23 protein-coding genes and 1 pseudogene are annotated in these 21,922 nt (G+C 70.7%); 7 read left to right on the forward strand and 17 right to left on the reverse strand.

Annotated elements, in window-relative coordinates; translation table 11 throughout:
- Positions 1–277 precede the first annotated feature (277 nt).
- The 16 genes and pseudogenes from dprA to proS form a co-directional block, all read right to left on the reverse strand.
- Positions 278–1,444, reverse strand: coding sequence for a DNA-processing protein DprA (gene dprA / locus ACIBW6_RS24815; protein WP_399063189.1), 1,167 nt, complete (start codon positions 1,442–1,444; stop codon positions 278–280).
- An 11-nt stretch (positions 1,445–1,455) separates the two neighbouring features.
- Complete coding sequence (locus ACIBW6_RS24820) at positions 1,456–3,066, reverse strand: YifB family Mg chelatase-like AAA ATPase (protein ID WP_399063191.1); 1,611 nt, start codon at positions 3,064–3,066, stop codon at positions 1,456–1,458.
- Entirely contained in the window at positions 3,066–3,443 is a 378-nt protein-coding gene (locus ACIBW6_RS24825; protein ID WP_399063193.1) for a YraN family protein, read from the reverse strand. The genes ACIBW6_RS24820 and ACIBW6_RS24825 overlap by 1 nt, the downstream gene beginning before the upstream one ends.
- A 129-nt stretch (positions 3,444–3,572) precedes the next feature.
- Entirely contained in the window at positions 3,573–3,881 is a 309-nt protein-coding gene (locus ACIBW6_RS24830; RefSeq protein WP_005311352.1) for a DUF2469 domain-containing protein, read from the reverse strand.
- Between the two features lie 55 nt (positions 3,882–3,936).
- Positions 3,937–4,446, reverse strand: coding sequence for an NUDIX hydrolase (locus ACIBW6_RS24835; protein WP_399063195.1), 510 nt, complete (start codon positions 4,444–4,446; stop codon positions 3,937–3,939).
- Positions 4,439–5,179, reverse strand: coding sequence for a signal peptidase I (lepB, locus tag ACIBW6_RS24840; RefSeq protein ID WP_399063197.1), 741 nt, complete (start codon positions 5,177–5,179; stop codon positions 4,439–4,441). Before lepB (ACIBW6_RS24840) ends, ACIBW6_RS24835 begins: the two co-directional genes overlap by 8 nt.
- A gap of 90 nt (positions 5,180–5,269) precedes the next feature.
- Positions 5,270–6,247 carry a signal peptidase I gene (gene lepB, locus ACIBW6_RS24845; protein ID WP_399063199.1) on the reverse strand — a complete coding sequence of 326 codons (978 nt, stop codon included), beginning with the start codon at positions 6,245–6,247 and terminating at the stop codon, positions 5,270–5,272.
- Positions 6,135–7,244, reverse strand: coding sequence for a signal peptidase I (lepB, locus tag ACIBW6_RS24850; RefSeq protein ID WP_399063202.1), 1,110 nt, complete (start codon positions 7,242–7,244; stop codon positions 6,135–6,137). Before lepB (ACIBW6_RS24850) ends, lepB (ACIBW6_RS24845) begins: the two co-directional genes overlap by 113 nt.
- Entirely contained in the window at positions 7,237–7,941 is a 705-nt protein-coding gene (lepB, locus tag ACIBW6_RS24855) for a signal peptidase I (protein ID WP_399063204.1), read from the reverse strand. Before lepB (ACIBW6_RS24855) ends, lepB (ACIBW6_RS24850) begins: the two co-directional genes overlap by 8 nt.
- A 66-nt stretch (positions 7,942–8,007) precedes the next feature.
- Entirely contained in the window at positions 8,008–8,358 is a 351-nt protein-coding gene (gene rplS, locus ACIBW6_RS24860) for a 50S ribosomal protein L19 (protein ID WP_399063206.1), read from the reverse strand.
- 132 nt (positions 8,359–8,490) lie between these two features.
- Complete coding sequence (gene trmD, locus ACIBW6_RS24865; protein WP_399063208.1) at positions 8,491–9,312, reverse strand: tRNA (guanosine(37)-N1)-methyltransferase TrmD; 822 nt, start codon at positions 9,310–9,312, stop codon at positions 8,491–8,493.
- The gene (gene rimM, locus ACIBW6_RS24870; RefSeq protein WP_399063210.1) at positions 9,309–9,872 is read right to left on the reverse strand and encodes a ribosome maturation factor RimM; all 564 of its coding nucleotides are present in this window, start codon (positions 9,870–9,872) and stop codon (positions 9,309–9,311) included. The genes trmD and rimM overlap by 4 nt, the downstream gene beginning before the upstream one ends.
- A gap of 81 nt (positions 9,873–9,953) precedes the next feature.
- Positions 9,954–10,193 (reverse strand): RNA-binding protein, encoded by a 240-nt coding sequence (locus tag ACIBW6_RS24875; RefSeq protein ID WP_356493215.1) that lies wholly within the window; start codon positions 10,191–10,193, stop codon positions 9,954–9,956.
- A 2-nt stretch (positions 10,194–10,195) separates the two neighbouring features.
- Complete coding sequence (gene rpsP / locus ACIBW6_RS24880) at positions 10,196–10,621, reverse strand: 30S ribosomal protein S16 (protein WP_399063212.1); 426 nt, start codon at positions 10,619–10,621, stop codon at positions 10,196–10,198.
- 252 nt (positions 10,622–10,873) lie between these two features.
- A complete protein-coding gene (locus tag ACIBW6_RS24885) occupies positions 10,874–11,470 on the reverse strand; it encodes a hypothetical protein (protein WP_399063214.1) in 597 nt (198 codons plus the stop codon).
- A 258-nt stretch (positions 11,471–11,728) separates the two neighbouring features.
- A pseudogene (proS, locus tag ACIBW6_RS24890) lies at positions 11,729–13,146 on the reverse strand (proline--tRNA ligase).
- Between the two features lie 261 nt (positions 13,147–13,407).
- Here proS and ACIBW6_RS24895 point away from each other — a divergent pair.
- Complete coding sequence (locus ACIBW6_RS24895; protein WP_399063217.1) at positions 13,408–14,271, forward strand: class I SAM-dependent methyltransferase; 864 nt, start codon at positions 13,408–13,410, stop codon at positions 14,269–14,271.
- 78 nt (positions 14,272–14,349) lie between these two features.
- Here ACIBW6_RS24895 and ftsH read toward each other — a convergent pair whose 3' ends face one another.
- The gene (gene ftsH / locus ACIBW6_RS24900; RefSeq protein WP_399063218.1) at positions 14,350–16,290 is read right to left on the reverse strand and encodes an ATP-dependent zinc metalloprotease FtsH; all 1,941 of its coding nucleotides are present in this window, start codon (positions 16,288–16,290) and stop codon (positions 14,350–14,352) included.
- 121 nt (positions 16,291–16,411) lie between these two features.
- On the opposite strand from ftsH, the gene yhfZ reads away from it, so the two are divergent.
- The 6 genes from yhfZ (at position 16,412) to ACIBW6_RS24930 (ending at position 21,918) form a co-directional block, all read left to right on the forward strand.
- Positions 16,412–17,356 carry a GntR family transcriptional regulator YhfZ gene (gene yhfZ / locus ACIBW6_RS24905; RefSeq protein WP_399063220.1) on the forward strand — a complete coding sequence of 315 codons (945 nt, stop codon included), beginning with the start codon at positions 16,412–16,414 and terminating at the stop codon, positions 17,354–17,356.
- Between the two features lie 88 nt (positions 17,357–17,444).
- Positions 17,445–17,819, forward strand: coding sequence for a PRD domain-containing protein (locus ACIBW6_RS24910; RefSeq protein ID WP_399063223.1), 375 nt, complete (start codon positions 17,445–17,447; stop codon positions 17,817–17,819).
- 45 nt (positions 17,820–17,864) lie between these two features.
- Positions 17,865–18,221, forward strand: coding sequence for a DUF2620 domain-containing protein (locus ACIBW6_RS24915; RefSeq protein ID WP_399063225.1), 357 nt, complete (start codon positions 17,865–17,867; stop codon positions 18,219–18,221).
- Between the two features lie 17 nt (positions 18,222–18,238).
- The gene (locus ACIBW6_RS24920; protein WP_399063227.1) at positions 18,239–19,612 is read left to right on the forward strand and encodes a YhfT family protein; all 1,374 of its coding nucleotides are present in this window, start codon (positions 18,239–18,241) and stop codon (positions 19,610–19,612) included.
- 228 nt (positions 19,613–19,840) lie between these two features.
- Positions 19,841–20,785 carry a phosphotriesterase gene (locus ACIBW6_RS24925; RefSeq protein ID WP_399063229.1) on the forward strand — a complete coding sequence of 315 codons (945 nt, stop codon included), beginning with the start codon at positions 19,841–19,843 and terminating at the stop codon, positions 20,783–20,785.
- A gap of 2 nt (positions 20,786–20,787) precedes the next feature.
- On the forward strand, positions 20,788–21,918 hold the full coding sequence (locus tag ACIBW6_RS24930; RefSeq protein WP_399063231.1) for an aminotransferase class V-fold PLP-dependent enzyme: 1,131 nt from the start codon (positions 20,788–20,790) through the stop codon (positions 21,916–21,918).
- The last annotated feature ends 4 nt before the right edge of the window (positions 21,919–21,922 follow it).

A 21,922-nucleotide genomic window follows, 5' to 3' on the forward strand; every position in this document is an offset into this window, starting at 1 on the left:
CTTTGCTGATGAAGATGCCGTCATGCCCGTCTGGTGGTGACTGTTCCGAAACCGCCTGCCTGATCACGGATTGAGGGGACGAACCCGAATCCTGGTGAGCGTAGCGTGACTGGAGTGTCGCAGTGTGCGAAGGCTATGGGATCGTACGCGCGCAGATACGTTCCGTTGGGGGACTTGCGGGAGCGCTCCTGTTGCCGTGCGTGATCGGGCCGACCGCGTCAACTACCGGAACTGCCAAGGCCATCGGGGGTTCATCCGGACGGGCCAATACTCTCCGTCAGGGAGGGCCTCCGTCCGAAAACACTCCGCGGATCGCCTGGCGTGTCAACTGCCAGCTCTCGCCGTGTCGTTCGACGAACCCCAACGAGCGCAGTTCGTACAACCTCCCGATCGTGTCGTCCGCGCTCGTCCCGGCCTCCCTGCCGATCTCCGCGACGGTGCGCGCGCCCCGCCCGGGCAGCGCGGCGAGCACCCGCGCCGTCGCCGCCGGCAGCAGGTCGCGCGGCAGCACGGGCCCCCGTCGCTCCGGTGCCAGCTCCCCCATCGCACCGACCAGTTCGACGACCTCCTCGGCGTCGGTGACGAGTACGCCCTCCTTGCGCAGCAGTTCGTGCACCCCGCCGGAGAGCCCGCTGGTCACCGGGCCCGGCACCCCCATCGCGTGCCGCCCCAGCCGCTGCGCCCAACGGGCCGTGCCCAGCGCGCCGCTGCGGTAGGCCGCCTCCACGACGACCGTGCCGCGGGTGAGCGCCGCGATCACCCGATTCCGCAGGATGAACCGGCTGGGCGTCGGATGATCACCGGGCGGCAACTCGCCGATCACCAGTCCCTGTTCCGCGATCCGGTCGATCAACTGGGTGTGCCCGCGCGGGTACACCCGGTCGACTCCGCAGGCGAGCACCGCGACCGTCGCCCCCGCGGCGCCGAGCGCCCCGCGGTGCGCCGCCGCGTCGATGCCGTATGCGCCGCCGGAGACGACGACCCAGCCGCGCTCGGCCAGGCCGGCCCCGAGGCTCGCGCTCATCCGGACCCCGTAGTCCGTGCACGCCCGCGCGCCGACGACGGCCACCGAGCGCAGCGCCCACATCCGCAGGCTCGGCCCACCCCGCACCCACAGCCCGACGGGCCGCTCGTCGCCCAGGTCGTCCAACTGCCCGGGCCACTCGGCATCCCCCGGGCACACGAAGCGCGCCCCGAGCTTCGCCACCCGCTCCAAGTCCCGCTCGGCGGGCGGTGCTTCACGCGCCCGCGCGAGGAGCCCGGCCCAGCGCTCGGCCCGCACCCCCGGCAACGGCAGCGGGCCGTCCGTCCGCTCCTCGGCCTCGTCGATGCGCCGCAGGGTCTCCACGGGCCCGAACTCCCTGAGCCATCGGCCCGCCACGGCCCAGCCCGGCTCCACGATCCGGGTCAGCCGGGCCCGCGCGAGCCGTACCACCTCGGGCACCCGCGCCGGCGTCACGAGACGGCCCCGATCGTCATCGGCACGCCGCGCGAGATGCCGGTCCGCAACTGCAACGCGAGGGCGACGTCCTGGGCGAAGGGCCGGTCGTGTCCGGCGAGGTCGGCCACGGTCCAGGCGACGCGCAGGACCCGGTCGAGCCCGCGCGCGGTCAGGAAGCCGCGCTCCAGGTCCGCCTCGGCCTCGTCCAGGGCGCCCGGCACGGCGGGCCACCGGGTCCGCAGCGCATGGCCCGGCACTTCGCTGTTGGTCCGCCACGGCGTGTCCGCGAGCCGGACCATGGCCCTCTCGCGGGCGGCCCGCACCCGGTCGGCGACGACCTGGGTGCTCTCTCCACGCGGTGCGTACCCGGACAGCTCGTTGCGGGTGACCGCGTCCACCTCGACCCGGAGGTCGACCCGGTCGAGCAGCGGCCCGGACAGCCGCGCCTGATAGCGCCGCACGGTGGCGGCGGGGCAGTCGCACTCACCCCCGTGGGCCCGGTACTGCCCACAGGGACAGGGGTTCGCGGCGAGCGCCATCAAGAAGCGGGCGGGCAACCGCACCACCCCGGCGCTGCGCGCGATGACCACGTGACCCGCTTCGAGCGGCTGCCGCAGGGCATCGAGCGCTTTGCTGCTGAATTCCGGCGCTTCGTCCAGAAAAAGTACACCTCTATGGGACAAAGACACCGCCCCGGGCCGTGCGACCCCCGGTCCGCCGCCGACGAGGGACTGCATGGTCGCCGAGTGGTGCGGCGCGCAGTACGGCGCTGTGTCGATCATCGACTTGCCCGGCGGCAGCATCCCCGCCACCGAGTGGATCGCCGTGACCTCCAGGGCCTCCATGCGGGTGAGGGGCGGCAGGACGGCCGGCAGGCGCTCGGCGAGCATCGTCTTGCCCGCTCCGGGCGGCCCCGAGAGCATCACATGGTGTCCGCCCGCGGCGGCGACCTCGATCGCCGTGCGGGCCGACAGCTGACCGACGACGTCCGCGAGATCGAGGGCGGGCCCCTCGTGCAGCAATCCCGTGCCGGCACCGCCGCCCGGCATGCTCAGGGCGGAGAGCATGGGATCGGGGCGGTCACGCTCGTCCGGTTCCTCGTCCGGCACCGGCTCGTCCGTGAGGACGGCGATGAGCTGGCGCAGGCTGCGGACGCCGAGGACGGAGACACCGGGCACCAAGGTCGCCTCGCCCGCGGTGCACTCGGGCACGACGACCTGTTCGTACCCCGCGTCGGCCGCGGCGAGGACGGCGGGCAGCACACCCCGCACGGGGCGCACCCGCCCGTCGAGCCCCAGCTCCCCGATCATGACGATGTCGGCGAGGACGCGTGGGTCGATCCGCTCGGCGGCGCCCAGAATCGCGCAGGCGACGGCGAGATCGAAGCCCGAACCACCCTTGGGGACGGACGCCGGGCTGAGCCCCACCGTCAGTTTCTTCTGCGGCCAGTCCGCGCCGGAGTTGACCACGGCGGCCCTGACCCGGTCACGGCTCTCGATCAGGCTCTTGTCCGGCAGGCCCACGAGCGTGAAGGCCGCGATGCCCGGCTCCAGATCCGCCTGCACCTCGACGACGACACCCTCGACCCCCACCAGCGCCACGGAACACGTACGCGCGAACCCCATCAGGCGGCCCCCCGCACATGCTCGACGCGGGCGGCTCCACGCGCGGGCACCACCACCCCGACCAGGTCGATCCGGACCCCGCCGGGTGGCGCTCCCCCGTGCTCCTGCACCCAGCGCTCCGCGAGGTCCCGCAGACGCTGCGCCTTGACCGGCGTGATCGCCGCCATCGGATGCTCGAAGGCGCTACCGGCCGCGCCGCGCCCCCTGCGGGTCTTGACCTCGCAGACGACGATCGCGTCGCCGTCGCGGGCCACGATGTCGATCTCGCCCGTACGTCCCGCCCGCCAGTTCCGTGCGAGCACCGCCATCCCGGCGTCGGTCAGCCGCCTCGCGGCCAGATCCTCGCCGTACTTCCCCATCGCGCCCCGTGCGTTCACGTCGGCACCACCTCCGACGCCCACGCTGACGCACGGGACGGACAGAAGTGGATCTTGGTGAACTACTCACGGGTTGTGGATAACCCGGCCACCCGCCCAGTGGCGCGACAGCCGCGGTCACGGCCCGCCTCAGCTCCCCGGAAGCTCCAGATCGCTCTTGTTGAGCTCCTCGATGTTCACGTCCTTGAACGTCAACACCCGCACCTGCTTCACGAACCGCGCCGGCCGGTACATGTCCCAGACCCACGCGTCCGCCATCGACACCTCGAAGAACACCTCGCCCTGGACCGAGTGCACCTGCATCTCGTAGTCATTGGTGAGGTAGAAACGCCGCTCGGTCTCGATCACGTATTTGAACAGACCGACGACATCGCGGTACTCCCGGTAGAGCTTCAGCTCCATCTCGGTCTCGTACTTCTCGAGGTCCTCGGCACTCATGGCATGTTCCCCTTCAGCCGCGCGTCCCCCCATTGTGCGCCAGCCCCTGGAACCTCTAGACGATTTCCGTGTCGAGAACCAGCGGCCGGCTGGGGGGACCTTCGTCGAGCAGCCGGTTCAGCAGCTCGGCGAGTCTGGTCGGGTACACCGTCTCATGCGCCTCGGCCAGTTCCCGGTACGTCCACCAGCGTGCTCCGGCGACGCTCCGGCGCTCCAGCTCGGTCAGGCCCGTCGCGTTGATCTCGGCCCGCGCGGCCGGGGCGGTCGTGCGCGCCAGGAAGTACCACTCGTCCTGGTCCCAGCGCCGTCCGTCGAACGGGAAGGAGCAGATCCGCTGCCACAGCACGGGCCCCAGCTCCACGTCGGTGATGCCCGTCTCCTCCGCGAGCTCCCGCAGCGCGGCCTCCTCCCGGGTCTCGTCGCCCTCCAGGCCGCCGCCGGGCGTAAACCACCAGTCGTCCGCGGTGTCACCGGGCTCGTGTCCATGCAACAGCAGGACGCGGTCCCGCGGGTCGAGCAGCACGACGCGGGCCACCCGGCGCAGCGCGCGGCCGCGTTCAGACACTGACCGGCTCCGAGCTGCGGGCGCGGGGCCGCTGCCGCCGCTTGGCGAGAGGGCCGTACGCGGCTCCGGCCAGCACGAGGACGGCACCCGCGATCACGGTCGCCACGATGAGGCGGAGCGGTCCCGGCTGCGAGAGCCCGCCGGGCAGTTCCTCGAACCCGGTGGGCCTGGCCAGCATGCCGTCCATCGGCCAGGCCACCGCGTCCACGCGGGCCCGCACCGCACCGCGCTCCACCGAACCGTGGTCGGCGTCGCCGAGGTGGACGCTGGAGTCGAGGGAGCCGCTGCGCTCGTCGCCGAGGAGGAACAGGCGGCCCGCGGGGACGGTCGTGGACTTGATCCCGGTGAGCGAGGCGTTCGTACCGGCGGGCAGATACGGTTCTTCGATCTTCTTGCCGTTGACGGTGAGGTGGTTGTCGGTGCAGCAGGCGATCCGGTCGCCGCCGATGCCGACGACCCGCTTGACCATGGGCAGGTCACCCCAGGTCGCCTCCTGGAAGACGACGACGTCACCGCGCTTCACGTCACTGCCGTCGATCCGCTGGGCGAGCACCCGGTCGCCGGCGCCGATCGTCGGCGTCATCGAGTCGGTGGGCACCGTGTAGGGCTGGTAGACGATGGCGCCCCACACGAACCCGCCGAGGAAGAGCACACAGCCGAGGGCCACGGCTATGCCCGACAGCACGCTGCCGGCCCGGCCGTGGCCCTCGCCCGTACGACGTGTCCTGCTCATCCCAGTTGCTCCCCGCGTTGGAGAAATCGACCTCAGGACCGGCCTCGGTGCGGCGCGGACCATGGAAGATCGGCGATCTGGGACGGCACCCTACCTGTCGGTTTCGGTCGCAGAAACCCTGGTGTTCCCGGCGGTAAGGCGCTGATTGATCTTGCGCCTGCGCCACAGGACCAGCGGCGCGGCGCCCGCGAGTCCGAGCGCGCCCGGGACCGCGCCCGCGGCGGCGTTGATGCCCGGCTGGTCGAAGGTGTCCGGCACCGGCAGCGTGGACCAGTGCGTGGGCGGCCAGGCGACGACGATGGCCCGGCCCACGACGTTGCCCACCGGCACGAAGCCGCTGTTCGCGTCGCTCTGGTGGTAGCGCGAGTCCATCGAGTCCTGGCGGTGGTCGCCCATGACCCAAACTTTGCCGTCCGGAACCTTCACCTTGAACGTTCCGCCCGCGTTGTCGGCGCTGCACGGGGTGTTGCCCGGGTAGATAAAGGGCTCGCTGAGCGCCTTGCCGTTCACCTTGAGCGGTCCCACGCCGTTGCACTCGACGGTGTCACCGCCGACGCCGATGACGCGCTTGATGAGGTCCTTCTCGTCGGCGGACGGCATCAGGCCGACCCAGCTGAGGACCTTCTGGACCGCGTTCGGCTCCGCCGTCGGCTCGCCCTCCAGCCACCCGTCCGGGTCGTGGAAGACGATGACCTCGCCGCGCTCCGGCTCCGAGCCGAACCACGGCGTCAGCTTGTCGACGAGCACACGGTCGCCGATCTGCAGCGTGTTCTCCATCGACGCGGACGGGATCGAGAACGCCTGGACCAGGAACGTCTTGATCACCAGCGCAAGCACGAGCGCGATGACGATGAGGAGCGGCAGCTCCTTCCAGAAGGAGCGGGGCTTCTTCTGCTTGCTCGCGGCCTCGCCGCTGCCGGATCCCGCGTCCTGCGCGGCTACCGGGTCCACGCCGTCACCGTCCTCGGGGACGCGGTCCGCCACGGCCGGACCCACCGCGTCGTCGGATCGCCCGGGCTGCTCTTCGGGTCCATGCCCTGACCGTGCGCCGACCGCCAAGTCCCCCACATCCACTCCTCACTCCGTGCCGCTGCCTGATCCCTACGCGATGCAGGCCCACCATTCCCATAACGAGCGGGAGTTCCGCAGGGGTCGGGAGGGGGATCAATCCGTCCGAATCCGGTGCGTTCGAAATCGGTCCGGTGCTGTTCGCGGTGGCCAGCCTATGCGACGTACCAGGGGCCGCGGTCGATCCGTCGCCATGTGCGTCGGCCACTGCGGCGAACGTGTCCGGCTCCGCGAGCCCGGTCCAGTGCCCGAAGGGCCACACGATCCACCGGGCGCGGCCCACGACGGACTCCTCGGAGACGGTCCCGTGGAACTTGTCGGTGAGGTGGTACCGCGAATCGGCCGAATTGGCCCGGTGGTCCCCCATGACGAACAGCCGCCCCTCGGGCACCTTCACCGAGAAGTCGAACTCGGAGGGGGTGTTGCCGGGGTGGATGTACGAGGTCTCGCGCAGCGGGATGCCGTTGACCGTGACGCGGCCCTGCGCGTCGCAGCACTTCACGGTGTCGCCCCCGACACCGACCACGCGCTTGATGAGGTCGCGCTCGTTGTCGGACGGCAGCAGGCCGATCCAGGTCAGGCCCGCCTTGATCTGCTCGACCCCGACCGGGGCCTCCTTCGCCGGGCCGGCCTCCTGCTCCAGCCACTTTCCCGGGTCCCGGAAGACGACGACGTCGCCGCGGTGCACCGTCGCGCCGAACCAGGGGGTGAGCTTGTCGACGACGACCCGGTCACCGATCTTGATCGTCTGTTCCATGGAGCCGGAGGGGATCACGAAGGCCTGGACGAGGAACGTCTTCAGGACGAGCGCGATGAGCAGGGCCACGCCTATGAGGAGGGGTATCTCCTTGATCGCGGAGCGCTGTCTGCGGCGCTTCACCTTGCGGGCCAGTTTGCGCCGCTCGGCGCGGCCGGGCAGGGGCGGACCGCTGGTCGCCCTGGTCCCGGTGGGCAGCTGTTCGTCGGGGCCGGGGCGGTCCTTGCCGCGCCTACCCATGGGCACCGCCGGGTGCGGGCACGCGCGCGTAGACGTCCGTACGCGACAGGGAGTGCCAGTGTCCGGCGGGCCAGGCGATCCACTGTGCTTTGCCGATCACCTGGCCGACGGGGACGAAGCCGCCGCCGGGGGCGCCGAGGTAGTCACGGGAGTCGCGGGAGTCACTGCGGTGGTCGCCGAGCAGAAAAAGGGTGCCGTCGGGAACCTTGATGTCGAAGGGCACATCCGAAGGCGCGTCCCCGGCGTGCAGCAGGGTGCGCTCGTTCACGGACTGCCCGTTCACCTCGATCTTCCCCTTGCTGTCGCAGCAGACCACGTGGTCTCCCCCCAGGCCGACGACGCGCTTCACGTAGTCGCCGTCCCCGAAGTACCCGCTCCCGTCGAAGACGACCACGTCGCCGCGGCCCGGTTCGGCACCAAAACGGTACGCCAACTTGTTTACGAGAACGCGGTCCCCGACCCTCAATGTGCTCTCCATGGAGCTGCTGGGGATCTGGAAGGGCTGCATCACGAAGACGCTGACCGCCACCAGGAACGCCAGGCAGACGAGCAGCGTGAGCGTGATGCGGCCGCCCGGCACCCAGGAGACGGCCTCGGACAGCACGAAAGAGCGCGACCGGTCCTCCTCGCCCGCTGAGGTGTGCTCGGGGGGCTCGGAGGAGCGATCGCGCTCCTCATGCCGTGCTTCGGTGTCCATCGAGGCCAGATGGTATCCGGCCGTCCTGTGACGCCGTCCGCGAGAGGTGCTCTCGCGTGCGCGAGATCAGTTCTCGCGCTTCTCCTTGATCTTCGCGGCCTTGCCGCGCAGGTCGCGCAGGTAGTAGAGCTTGGCGCGACGGACGTCACCGCGGGTCACGAGCTCGATCTTCTCGACGATCGGCGTGTGCACCGGGAAGGTGCGCTCGACGCCGACGGAGAAGGAGACCTTGCGGACCGTGAAGGTCTCGCGGACACCGGCGCCCTGGCGGCGGATGACGACGCCCTTGAACTGCTGCACACGGGAGCGGTTGCCCTCGATGACGCGGACGTGGACGTTGACGGTGTCACCCGGGCGGAAGGCCGGGAGGTCGCTGCGGAGCGACGCGGCGTCGACGGAGTCGAGCAGGTGAGTCATGATCGTCTGCTTTCTTCACCGATGCCACAGGTCATCGGCGGGAGGTATGCGATGAGTTTCGGTAGCTGATCGCGTCGGGCCTTGCGTCGTTCCCCCTGTGGCAGGGGCGCAGGCTGGACGTACAGCAGCGGCCTATTCTTCCACGGCGTCGGGCGTTGGCCCAAATCGCCCGTCGGGGCCGGGACGCCAGCCCAGGATGGAGAGCATTTCCCGGTCCTTCTTGTCGAAGGCCTTGGGGTCCGTGCGCGCGACGAGGTCGGGCCGGTTGCGCACCGTGCGGCGCAGCGCCTCGTCCCGGCGCCAGCGCGCGATCTTGCCGTGGTGGCCGCTGAGCAGCACGTCCGGGATGTCCCGGCCGCGCCACTCGGGCGGCTTGGTGTAGACGGGCCCTTCCAGGAGGTTGGCCATGGTGCCGGGGGCGAAGGAGTCGTCCTGGTACGAGGCGGCGTTGCCGAGCACGCCGGGCAGCAGGCGGGCGACCGCCTCGGTGATCACGAGTACGGCGGCTTCCCCGCCGGCGAGGACGTAGTCGCCGATGGAGACCTCGTAGACGGGCATCCGGGTCGCGTACTCGTCGATGACGCGACGGTCGATGCCTTCATAGCGTGCGGGCGTGAAGACCAGCCAGGGGCGCTCGGAGAGCTCCACGGCGAGTTCCTGGGTGAAGGGGCGCCCACTGGGCGTGGGGACGACCAGGACGGGCCCCCGGGCCCCGTTCTCGTACCCGTCGGCCAGGACGTCGTCGAGGGCCTCGCCCCACGGCTCGGTCTTCATGACCATGCCGGGGCCGCCGCCGTAGGGGGTGTCGTCGACCGTGTTGTGCCGGTCGTGCGTCCACTCCCGCAAGTCGTGCAGACGGACGTCGAGTTGGCCACGCGCGCGTGCCTTGCCGACGAGCGAGACGTTCAGCGGTTCGAGGTACTCGGGGAAGATCGTGACGACGTCGAGCCTCATGCGGTCGCGTCCTGCCCGCCGTCGGCGTCGCGGCTGGAGACGATCTCCGCCTGGTCGTCGATCAGGCCGGGCGGCGGGGTGATGACCGCCTTCTGCTCCTCGAGGTCGATCTCGGTGACGATCTCCTCGACGAACGGGATCATGACCTCGGTGCCGTCGGGCCGCTCCACGATGAACAGGTCCTGCGAGGGCAGGTGCGAGATCTCCGTGATGCGGCCGACCTCGGTGCCGTCGGCCGTGACGACGTCGAGGTCCATGAGCTGGTGGTCGTAGAACTCGTCCGGGTCCTCCGGCAGTTCCTCCGGGTCGACCTCGGCGATCAGCAGCGTGTTGCGCAGCGCCTCGGCCCCGGTCCGGTCGCGCACGCCCGCGAAGCGCAGCAGCAGCCGGCCGCTGTGGACGCGGCCGGACTCGATGGTGAGCGGTCCGGTGGCGGCGGGGTCCGTGGCGAGCACCGCGCCGGGACCGAGCCGCAGCTCGGGTTCGTCGGTGCGCACCTCGATGGTGACCTCACCCTTGATGCCGTGGGCGCGGCCGATGCGCCCGACTACCAACTGCACGATCGGTGACTCTCCTGTCATACGACTAGGGCCGGGGACGGCTCGTAAGCCCTCCCCGGCCCGAGCCGGTGTTCAACTTTGTCAGCGAGCCTGGTCGACGTCGATGAGATCGACGCGGACACCGCGGCCGCCGATGGCGCCCACGACAGTGCGCAGGGCACGCGCGGTGCGGCCGTTACGGCCGATCACCTTGCCGAGGTCGTCGGGGTGGACCCTGACCTCGAGTACGCGCCCACGCCGCAGGTTGCGCGAGGCGACCTGCACGTCGTCGGGGTTGTCGACAATGCCCTTCACGAGGTGCTCAAGAGCCTCCTCGAGCATGCTCAGGCCTCGGTCGACTCGGACGCAGCGGCCTCGGCCGTGTCGTCCTTCTTCTCAGCCTTCTTCTTCTGGGTGATGGCCTCACCCTTGGGCTCGTCGGCCGTGGCAAGCGCCTCGAAGGAGGGGCGGGCCTTCTTCGGCTCGGCGACCTTCAGCGGCTCCGGGGCGGGCAGACCCTTGTGCTTCTGCCAGTCACCGGTGAGCTTCAGGATGGCCATGACCGGCTCGGTCGGCTGCGCGCCGACGCTCAGCCAGTACTGCGCGCGCTCCGAGTCGACCTCGATGCGCGACGGGTTCTGCACCGGGTGGTACAGGCCGATCTCCTCGATGGCCCGGCCGTCACGGCGGGTACGGGAGTCGGCGACGACGATGCGGTAGTGAGGCGCGCGGATCTTGCCCAGACGCTTCAGCTTGATCTTGACTGCCACGGAAGTGGTGTCTCCTGGTCTTGACGTGGGTGGGCACGGCGAGATTGCCGCGTGGGGTTGCGGTACCCGAGTGCCCGATGGACGCGTCAGCCGGAGGAGAGAGGGGTCCTATGCGACTGTCGAGTACAGCTAGCCATTGTGCCATACGTCGCCGGGGCGGCCGAATCCTCCCCCGGGCTCCGGACCGCGTACGAGCAGCGGTCTTCGCCCGGGCGGCTGCCGCCCCTCGGCCCCCCGTCGATCCCCGGATGGTCAGCCCACGCCCGCTCCGACCACCTCCGGGATGCGGAACGGCTTGCCGCACCCGCCGCACACGATCGGGGCCTGGGCGAGCACCGACGGCACAACGCGGACATTGCGGCCGCAGTCGCAGACGGCCTTGACGCGGACGCCTCCCCCGGAGGAGCCGTGCCGGGCGGCAGGACCGCGGAAGCTGCGCTTGGTGTCCGCGGCCGTCGCGGCCGTGTGCGCCTTGAGGGCGCGGTGCAGCCGCTCGATCGTCTGCCGGTAGCGCTGCTTCGCCTCGGAATTGAGCGTGACCAGCGAGAAGCCGCTGCTGGGGTGCGGCTCCTCGGGGTGATCAAGGCCCAACTCCTCGGCGATGGCCAGGAATCTGCGGTTGTGGTACCGGCCGGCGCGGGAGGTGTCGCGGATTCCGCGCGCGGCAGCGATGCCGTGGACTGCCTCATGGAGGAGTCGCTCGAAGGAGAGCTCGTGCCCGCAGGCGGACGACGACTCCCCGATCAGGGATTCGGGCGCGGCAAGATCCGGCAGTTCGGGGTGGTGCCGCTGAATGTCGGCCCACGCCCCTGCCAGCTCTGCGGCGAGAACAGGTGGTGTCGTGCTCACGTCGTGACAACGAGCAGGAGTGCCTCTGTGTTCCTATTCCGGGGCATCCCAAATATTTTGCACGTACCAGTCAGTTGCCGCTCATGTATCCGGACGAGGGCGGGTGCGCTGATCTGCGGAGAAGCCGCACAGCTCGCACCAAGGTGGTGCGTAGCGACACGTACGCCCCGGCGCGTAGCTGCCCGCTCGCGCCGGGGCGTACGTGTCGGCCGGTCGCGCAAGCAGCCTTTCGGCCTCTTCCGCCCGGCGGGAGGTCGCTCAGTAGGCGCGTGCCACGACCGCGACGTTACCCGGTGCGTCATCGGCGGTCGGCACCGCCCCGTCGGCGGTGAGCAGACACCGTACGGAGATCGCGTGCTCGGCGAGCGCCGCCTCGCCCGCCTCGCCGAGCGTCGCCCACGGGATGCGGGCCCACCCGCCGGCGGCGGTCGCCTCGACGGCCTCTTCCACGGTCGTGACGTCGCTGGTGCGGGACTCGCGGCGGTCGCGTGACTCCTTCAGGAGCAGCGCCTGGTCCTCCTCCAGGACGGTGGGCAGCAGCCCGGGGAGCGCGTCGACGGGCACGGCTTCCTTGCCGCCGGGAATACGGCGCACGAGCATCGCGGTGCCGCTCTCCAGGTCGCGGGGCCCGACCTCGATGCGTACCGGGACGCCCTTGAGCTCCCAGTCGACGGCGCGGCGCCCGAAGGGGGTGTCCGTGCGGTCGTCGATCCGGACGCGGATGCCGGCCGCCTTCAGGGCGTCGCCGATCTCGCGCACCTTGGCGAGGACGGCTTCGTCGCCCTTGATGGCGAGCACCACGACCTGGGTCGCGGCGAGGCGGGGCGGTACGCGCAGTCCCCTGTCGTCGCCGTGCATCATCACCAGGGCGCCGATCATCCGGGTCGTCGAGCCCCAGGAGGTCTGCCAGACCAGTTCCTGCGCGCCTTCCCTGGACAGGTACCGGGTCTGGAACGCCTTGGCGAAGTTCTGGCCGAGTTCGTGGCTGGTGCCCATCTGGAGCGCCTTGCCGTCACCCATCATCCCTTCGAGGGTCAGGGTGTTGATGGCACCGGCGAAGCGCTCCTTGGGCGTCTTGCGCCCCAGGACGACATCCATGGCGAGAATGTTCTCCATGAAGTCGGCGTAAACGTGCCGGTGGATGCGTGCCGCGAAATCGCGCGCCTCTTCGTACGTCGCGTGCGCCGTATGGCCTTCCTGCCACAGGAATTCCGTCGTACGAAGGAAGAGACGCGGCCGCAGCTCCCACCGGACGACGTTGGCCCACTGGTTGATGAGCAGCGGCAGGTCGCGGTAGCTCTGGACCCACTTGGAGAAGTACTCGTTGACGATCATCTCCGAGGTGGGACGGACGACGGCGGGCTCCTCCAGTTCCTTGCCGCCGCCGTGGGTCACGACGGCCAGCTCGGGTGCGAAGCCCTCGACGTGGTCGGCGCCTCCCTGGCCAGGTAGGACTGCGGGATCAGGAGCGGGAAGTACGCGTTCTGCGTGCCCGTCTCCTTGATGCGGGCGTCCATGTCCTGCTGCATCCGCTCCCACAGCGCGTAGCCGTACGGTCGGATGACCATCGTGCCGCGCACCGGGCCGTTGTCGGCCAGTTCGGCCTTGGTGATCAGGTCCTGGTACCAGCGCGGGAAGTCTTCCGCCTGGGGCGTGAGAACAGAGGCTTTGGCCATGGCGCGCATGGTACGGCGCGGACAGCCGCACACTCACGTCCTTTTTCGCCCGGATGCCCGCCTGCGCCCGCCCGCCGTCGGTGGCCCGGGGGCGCACGACGGAGCACGCGCGCATTGACGGCACACCGGCCAAACACCCCCTAGACGTGACGGACGATGCGGAGTTTTCTGGCTTACGGGGGGAGTGCGAGCAGCGCGCGACACGGTCGACACACCACAGCGACATCTCTCGTCATCTCTCGGCGGATTGGGGCACTTTCGATGACACCTACGCTCGTGCGGCGACACCTTTCCCACGCGGCCCGCACGCCGCGCGCGGACCTGTGCGCACGCGCGCGTGACTGGTCGGAGATCCAGGAGCGGATGCTGGTTCCTGTCTATGAAGCGGTGTACGAGCGGCTCGAGGTCGGCTCGGGCACCCGGCTCCTGGGCCTGGAGTGCGGTACCGGACTCGCCCTGCTGATGGCGGCCTCGCGCGGTGCCGCCGTGACGGGCGTCGAGTCCGCGGCTCCCGAGCGGCTGGCACTGGCCAGGGACCGGCTGCTGCCCCCCGGCGGGGGCCGGCGCGGCTCCGGGGCGACGCGGCTGACGGACGGCGGCAGGGACGGCGTTCCCGAGGCCGGGCCCGGCGAGCCTCCGTACGACGTGATCACCGCCTTCCAGCCGGTCGGCTGCGTGGCGGGCGACTCGGCCGGCCTTCCGGCGCTCCTCAAGAGCGTGGGACCGCTGGCGCGACGGGGCGCCTGCGTGGTGCTCGTCGGGTGGGGTCCACCCGAGCGGTGCGCCACGTCGGCCGTCCTACGGGTGGCCACGAAACTCGCCGATCCGTTGCGCAGTGGGGGCAGTTGGCGGCCCGCACTCCGTGACGACCTGGAGGAGGTGGCTCAGCGGGCCGGGCTGCGGCCGGACGGCTCGGGGCGGGTGGCGTGCCCCTTCGGCTACGCCGACACGGAGAGCGCGGTGCGGGGGCTGTTGTCCACGGGCCTGTTCGACGCGGCGGTGGAGGCGACGGATCCGGCGCAGGTGGACAAGGAGATGGCCGAGGCGCTCCAGCCGTACGTGCGCCCGGACGGCACCGTGTGGATGCCGAACGTCTTCCGGTACCTGATCGCCCGGACCCCGTGACCTCGTAGCGACAAGGCGCCCCGGGACCGGGGCGGGGCTCCCCGCGCATCGGTGCGGGGAGCCCTCAGCCGGTAGCCGTCAGTCCTTGGTGAGGCGGGCGATGCCGGCGACCCGGTAGGCGTGCGCCTCTTCCAGCGTCTCGTTCTCCAGGAGCGCCTCGGCGAGTGCGTCCAGCTTGCCGCGGTTCTCCCGCAGCTTGTCGCACGCTTCCTGGTAGCACTCGTCCACGATGCGGCGCATCTCGCCGTCGATGGTGTCGAGGGTGTCAGGGGCGGCGGCGAGCCCGTAGGCCTGCTGAGCGTCGTTCGGGAGGGCCGACAGGCGGCCGACCTTCTCGCTCATGCCCCACCTCGCCACCATGCCGCGGGCGATGCCGGTGACTTGTTCGAGGTCGTTCTCGGCACCTGTCGTGACGACTCCGTAGACGACCTGTTCGGCCGCCATGCCTCCAAGGGCCCCGATGATGCGACCACGGAGGTACTCCTCCGTGTACGCGTATTTGTCGGCGTCGGGGGTGGACAGGGTGACTCCCAGCGCCCGGCCGCGCGGCACGATCGTGATCTTGCGGACGGGGTCGGCGCCGGGCTGGAGCATGCCCAGCAGGGCGTGGCCGCTCTCGTGGTAGGCCGTGCGGCGGCGCTCCTCGTCCGGCATCACCAGGGGCCGTTCCGCGCCGAGCTGGACCTTTTCGAGCGCTTCGGAGAGGTCGGTCTGGGTGACCTGTTCCTGCTTGCGCTTGACGGCGAGGAGGGCGGCTTCGTTGGTCAGGTTGGCGAGATCGGCGCCGGTCATGCCCGGCGTCGTCCGTGCCACCTGGGCGAGGTCCACGTCGGGGGCGAGCGGGATCTCCCGCGAGTGGATCTTGAGGATGGCCTCCCGGCCGCCGCGGTCGGGCGGCGAGACGGTGACGACGCGGTCGAAGCGGCCGGGGCGCGTGAGGGCGGGGTCGAGGACGTCGGCGCGGTTGGTGGCGGCGATGACGATGACGCCTTCCGAGCCGGTGAAGCCGTCCATCTCCGTGAGGATCTGGTTCAGGGTCTGCTCGCGCTCGTCGTGGCCGCCCATGCCGCTGCCGCCGCCGCGGGCGCGGCCGATGGTGTCGATCTCGTCGATGAAGATGATCGACGGGGCGACCTTGCGGGACTCGGCGAACAGCTCCCGCACGCGGGAGGCGCCGACACCGACGATCATCTCGATGAACTCCGAGGCGGAGGCCGAGAAGAACGGCACGCCCGCCTCGCCGGCGACCGCGCGGGCCAGCAGGGTCTTGCCGGTGCCGGGCGGGCCCGCCAGGAGGACGCCACGGGGCATCTTGGCGCCCATCTTGCGGTAGGCCTCGGGGTTCTGGAGGAAGTCGACGACGTCGTTGAGCTCGCCCTCGACCTCGTCGATGCCGGCGACGTCCTCGAAGGTGGTGCGCTTCTTGCCGGGTTCCAGCTCGACCGGCTTGGGCGGCTGTTTGCGCCCGAGCATGCCGCCCGCGCCGCCCATGCCCTGGCTCATGCGGCGCGCGATGAAGATCCACAGGAAGACCAGCAGCAACATCGGGGCGAGCGAGATGAGCAGGTTGGACAGGAAGCTGCGTTCCTGGACGACCGGTTCGGCCGTCACGGTCACGTCGTGCTTCTCCAGGTTCGCCCACAGGTCGTCGTCGGCGAAGGAAGGCCGCTGAGTCGTGAATTTCGTGTACTTCTTGCCGCCGCTGTCGCTGTCGTCCGGAGTGGGCTGCTCCTTCTTGAGCTGCCCTTGAATGGCGTCACCCTTGGCGTAGATCTTGGTGACGTTGTCGTCGGCGACCTGTTTGCTGAACTCGGTGTACGAGATCGTCGGCTCGTCGCCCTCGTTGAAGAAGGACAGGACCAGGTTGGCGATCAGGTAGACGATCAGGGCCGTGAGGATGAGACCGCCCCAGCCGCCGGGCATCTTGCGCTTGGGGCTCTGCGGGGGCGGGGGCGGAGGCGCCCCCTCGGAGCGCCAGGGCTGATCGGTGCGATCGCGCGGGGGTACGGGGTTCGCCACGCCTGTTCTCCTCCTGCCGCCCGCCGTCGGGGAGCGCCGTTCCGGCCTTGAGCCCTGCGCCCATGACCGCACAGATCACCGACCCTTGCCAGTATCCAGAATCCTGGTTACTGTCTGATTCGTGAACGGTTTCGACGATCGCTTCCTTACGCGCAACGGCCTCGCGGCCCGGCAGCTCGCGGTCCTGCTGATGGGCCACGAGCCGGACACCCGGCTGCCGCGCGTCAAGGACTTCGCCCAGGAACTGGGCTGCGGGAACGGAACCGTGCAGGCCGCACTGCGCCTCCTGGAGGAGTCCGGCGGCATCACGACGGCCGCCCGGGGCCATCTGGGCACCTTCCTGGTCCGCTCGGACCGCGCCATACTGTGGCGCCTGTCCGGACTCGGCACCTTGCTGGCCGCCATGCCGCTCCCCTACTCACGCCGCTACGAGGGCCTCGCGACAGGGTTGCGCGCGGCCTTCGAGGCTGCCGGAACCCCGTTCGCCATCACCTTCATGCGAGGTGCCGGTGACCGGACGGCGGCCCTCCTGGAAGGCAAGGTCGACCTGGTGGTCCTGTCGCGGCTCGCGGCCGACGGCCTGGTCGAGCAGCACAAGGACCAGCTGGCTCTCGTCGCCGACCTCGGACCGGCCACCTACGTAGGCGCGCACGGCTTCCTGGTGCGTGAAGGGGTCTCCCTGGACGCCCCCAAGCTGCGCGTCGCGGTGGACCACGCGTCGGAGGACCAGCGGATGCTCGCGGAGCGCGCCTTCGCGGGACGAGGCGACATCCGGTGGGTCGAGTCGTCCTACATGCAGCTGCGCGACCTGTTCGCACAGAAGCAGGCCGACGCCACGGTCTGGAACCTCGACGAGGTGCAGGGCCGGCTCGGCATGGAGGTGGACGTGCTGCCATTGGGCGACGAGGTCACGCGCGATCTGGCGCTGCGCAACTCCAGTGCCGCGATCATCAGCAGGACCGAGGGCGCGAAGGCGCTCTCCGCGGTGCGCGACGCTCTCGACCTCTCCCAGGTGGCCCAGTTGCAGTCCGAGGTACTGCGAGGCGAGCGCATCCCTTCGTACTGATGTGAGCCGGAGACGGCTCACGCGCCCCGGGGCCTCGGTCCCGGCTCAAAATCCAAAATCCCGGTTACTGTCTCGCTGAGGAGGTCTCATGGACGATCAACTAGCCCTTCGCATCCAGCTGTTCCGCGAGAGCGGCCAGGTCGCGCCGGAGGTCGCCACCTTCGTCTCCGCCGAGCTGGCGGCCCTGGAGAGCGAGGGCCGCACCGTGACCGAGGAGAGCGCCGGGATGCTCACCAGCCATTTGATGATGGCGCTCACCCGGCTCCTGAGCGGCGCCCCCATCGATCAGTTCCTCACGGACGAGCAGATCGCCGCCGAGCTGGCGGACCACCCCGAGGCCGTCGAGCGCGCCCGGCGGATCTCCACGCGGTCGCGGACCGAGCTCGGCGCCTCCCTGCCCGAGTCCGAGATCAACTTCCTGGCCATGCACCTCGCCGTCCTGGCGCAGCGCCCCTCCCACTGAGCCCCAACCAGGTCCCCCCGGGTCCTACGAAAGAAGGAACCACTCATGACGAAGATCCTCACCGGCGGAGTCGGCAAGGTCGAGGTCGCGAACACGGTCAAGGAGCTGGGGCTCGACGGCGTCGAGGTCACCCTCTCCAGCGACATGGACGCGGCGATGAAGCTGCGCGCCGGACAGGCCGACTACTTCCTGGGCACCTGCCACACCGGCGCCGGTGCCTCCCTCGGCGTGCTCGTCGGCCTGATGGGGCAGCCCGCATGCCACACCTTCGGGCGCGGCGTGCCGACCGCGGACGAGGTCGACGCCCTGCTGGCGGACGGCAAGAAGGTGTTCGGCTTCTCCATGGACCAGATCGACCGGATCGCCCCGCTGATCGCGCGGGCGATCGCGGCCCGCTCGTAACCGCGTAGGACACCGCCATGCACACCTCGACGGGTACCGTCATCGCCGCCGGCGCGAACCTCGACTTCACGCTCGCGCAGCAGCTCACCGTGATCGCCCTGTGCGCGCTGACCGCGTTCATCTCGCACATGGCCCTGGCCGTCTTCAACGACGGCGTGCGCCCCTTCATGCTCGACTTCATCCAGGGGCGGTCCACCCGCAGCGCCACCACGGCGGTCTCCTTCGGCCTGTCCGCCGGGTTCATCTTCGGCCTGGGCGCACCGATGGCCCTGTCCACCGGTGTCCTCAACCCGTGGCTGGTGTTCCTGCCCACCGACATCCTGGGCATCCTCGCGCCGAAGAAGTGGCTCGCGCCGATCCTGGGCGGAGCCTGGGGCGCCATCGTCGTCTTCGGGCTGAACGGCGCCAACAACCTCGCGCACGACCTGCCCGTCGACTTCCTCACCGCGATGCAGCAGATGTCGACGCCGATCCTCTTCCTGTTCACGCTGTTCCCGGTGCTCGCGATCACCAAGCAGTTCGGGCGCAAGTGGGGCGGGATCGCGGGCGTCGTCGAACTGGCGCTGGTCGTGATGACGATGAAGCTGTGGCCGAACGTCTTCGCGGGCGCCATCGCCATGGCCGTCGGCGTCCTGATGCTCATCGGCCTCGCGATCGCCAAGGACCTCAAGCAGCGTAAGGCGGACCGCGCGCAGGAGATGCAGGCGGCCGAGCAGGTCGAAGGGGTCGAGGGGGTCGCCCCCGCCGACGACCCGATGGCGTCCCTGTTCAGTGCGAGCGCGGCCCGGCTGCGGCGTTACCTCCCGCTGTTCATGGTGCTCGGCGCGGGCGTCTGCGTCCTGGCCCAGATGCACATATTCGGCGGCGGCGAGGCCACCAGCTTCCTGATCGCCAAGGGTCAGTACGGAGAGGCGGCCCAGGTCGACTTCTACCGCGTCTTCGGCTTCATCCCGCTGATCGCGACCACGGCCCTGGCCTCCGGCGCCTACGGCATCGCGGGCTTCACGCTCGTCTACCCCATCGGCTACCTGATGCCGAACCCGTTCCTCGCGGCCGTCGTCGGTGCCCTCGTCTTCGCGGCCGAGGTGCTCGCCCTGTCGTACATCGGCAAGGTGCTCGGCAAGCTGCCGAGCGTGCGCGACTCCTCGGAGCACCTGCGCAGCGCGATCACCGACACGCTGCAACTGGCGATCCTGTTCGGTTCGTTGATGGCGGCGAACGCGATGGGCGCGGGGCTCGGCATCCTCATCGTGGGCGGGTTGTACCTGCTGAACGAGGCGATGGGCCGACCCGTCGTACGGATGGCGGCGGCCCCGGCGGCCGTGATCGTCGGCGGCATCGCGCTCAACGTCCTGTACTGGCTCGACCTGTTCACGCCGCTCAAGACGTGAGAGCCACAGGCGCCGAGGCGGGACGCACCCGCTCCGCCTCCCGCCGTCGGCCGATCCGCCGACCCACCGACTCGATTCACTCTCCGTGAAAATATCCCCAAGATTCGTCACTTTCCGTGGAACTCGTGCGGAACGCGAACCGTTGAGGAGGTGAGCGGCCGACGACCGAGGCCGAGAGCACCACCCGGCCCACCGGGACCAGCACGCCGGAAAGGAACACCCCCCACCATGCACACCACTCTCCACACCGTCACGGGACCCCTTTCCTACGAGGCCGTGCGCGGCCCCGTCCTCTCCCACGAGCACCTCGTCCTCGACCTCGACCGCACCGGGGACGGCGGCGCCGTCCTCGATCCCGTCCGGCACGGGCCGGCGGTCGTCACCGAGATCTCGGCCCTGCGCGACGCGTTCGACCTCTCCCTCGTCATCGAGCTGACCTGCCGCGGAATGGGGCGCGACCCACGCGCGCTCGCCGCGATGGCACAGGAGACGGGGGTCGCGATCATCGCCGCCACCGGCTGGTACTACGAGCCCTTCCACCCGTCGGAGGTGGCGTCGGCGAGCGTGGAGACCCTCGCCGCGAGCCTCGTCCGCGAGATCGAGGACGGCTGCGACGCCACCGGCATCCGGCCCGGCGTGCTCGGCGAGGTCGGCAGCCACGGCGACGTGCCCAGCGAGCCCGAGACCCGTTCGCTGCGCGCCGCCGCCCGGGCCGCGCTCACCACGGACTTGTCCGTCGCCACGCACGCCCAGTTGGGCCGCGGAGGCCTCGCCCAGCTGGAGCTGCTCACCGGGGAAGGGCTGCCCGCGCAGCGCGTCGCCGTCGGCCACCAGGACCTGCTGGACGATCCCGGCATCCACAAGGAGCTGGCCTCCCGCGGGGCGTACGTCGCCTTCGACACGGTCGGCAAGGAGAGCTATCAGAGCGACGACACCCGGCTGCGGCTCCTGCTCGCTCTCATCGCGGCGGGCCACGCCGACCGGGCGCTGCTCAGCTGCGACATCTCGCGGCACGGATACCTGGCATCGGAGGGTGGCCAGGGGTACGGGCACCTGTTCCATACGTTCTTGCCACGGTTGCGCGCCGCCGGAGTGGACGACGACCTCATCGACCTGATGACACGGCGCAATCCCCTGCGGTTCCTGACCGGCGCGAGCACGGAGGAGATCTGACCATGACCCCGACCGACTCCCCCGCCCGGCCGCCCGCCCTGCCGATGACCCACCCGCTCGCCACCGTCCCGGTGGAAGAGGCCGCGGCCAAGCAGTTCCGGCTGCTGGAGTGCACGGCCGCCCACTTCCAGGGTGCCGAGCTCTTCGCCGCGGACGCGGGCGTGGTGCCTGGCCTGGGTCGCCCCCGGACCACCGCACAAGTGGAAGCCGTCCTCGCCGACTTCTTCGGCGCCGAGGACGCCGCCCTCGTCCAGGGGGCGGGCACGGGCGCCATCCGGGCCGCCCTGAGTGCGGCGGTGCGCGCGGGCGACCCGCTGCTCCTCCACCAGGCACCCGTCTACCGCACCACCGAGGTCACCCTGCGGGGCCTCGGGGTGCGGGCGCACGAAGTCGACTTCAACGACTCCGACGCGCTGCGGACGGCGCTGGCCTCAGGGCGGTTCCGCTGGGCGTACGTGCAGCACACCCGCCAGCGGCTCGCCGACGCGTACGACCCGGGCGCCGTGCTGGCGGCCTGCCGCGCGGCCGGGGTCCGCACCGTCGTCGACGACAACTACGCCGTGCTGCGCGTCCCGGCCTGCGGTGTCGAGCTGGGCGCCGACGCCTCCTGCTTCTCCCTGTTCAAGCTGCACGGGCCCGAGGGCGTCGGCGCCGTCGTCGGCGCCCGGGACCTCGTCGAGCACGTGCGCGCGGACAACTACTCCGGAGGCGGCCAGGTCCAGGGCCACCAGGCGCTCGACGCGCTGCGCGCGCTCACGCACGTGCCGGTGATGTGGGCGCTGCAGTCCCGGGTCGGCGCGGAAGTGGCCGAGCGCCTCACGGCCGGTGAGGTGCCGGGCGTCGCCGAGGTGCGGCTCGCCAACGCGCAGGACCGCTGTCTGCTGGTGCGGCTCGACCGGCCGGTGGCGCGGGAGTTGCCCGCCGTGGCGGCGAGGTTCGGGGCGGCGCCCTACCCGGTGGGCTCCAACTCCCGGTACGAGATCGCGCCGCTCTTCTACCGGATGTCCAGCTCGTCCCTCGACGACGCTCCCGGGCTCGCCGACTGGACGGTCCGAATCAACCCGATGCGCGCGGGCGCCGATCTGGTCATCGCCGTCCTGCGCCGCTCGCTCCACGAACTCAGCAAGGACTGACCGA

It is taken from the genome of Streptomyces sp. NPDC049813 (assembly GCF_044465085.1).
GTDB lineage: Bacteria > Actinomycetota > Actinomycetes > Streptomycetales > Streptomycetaceae > Streptomyces.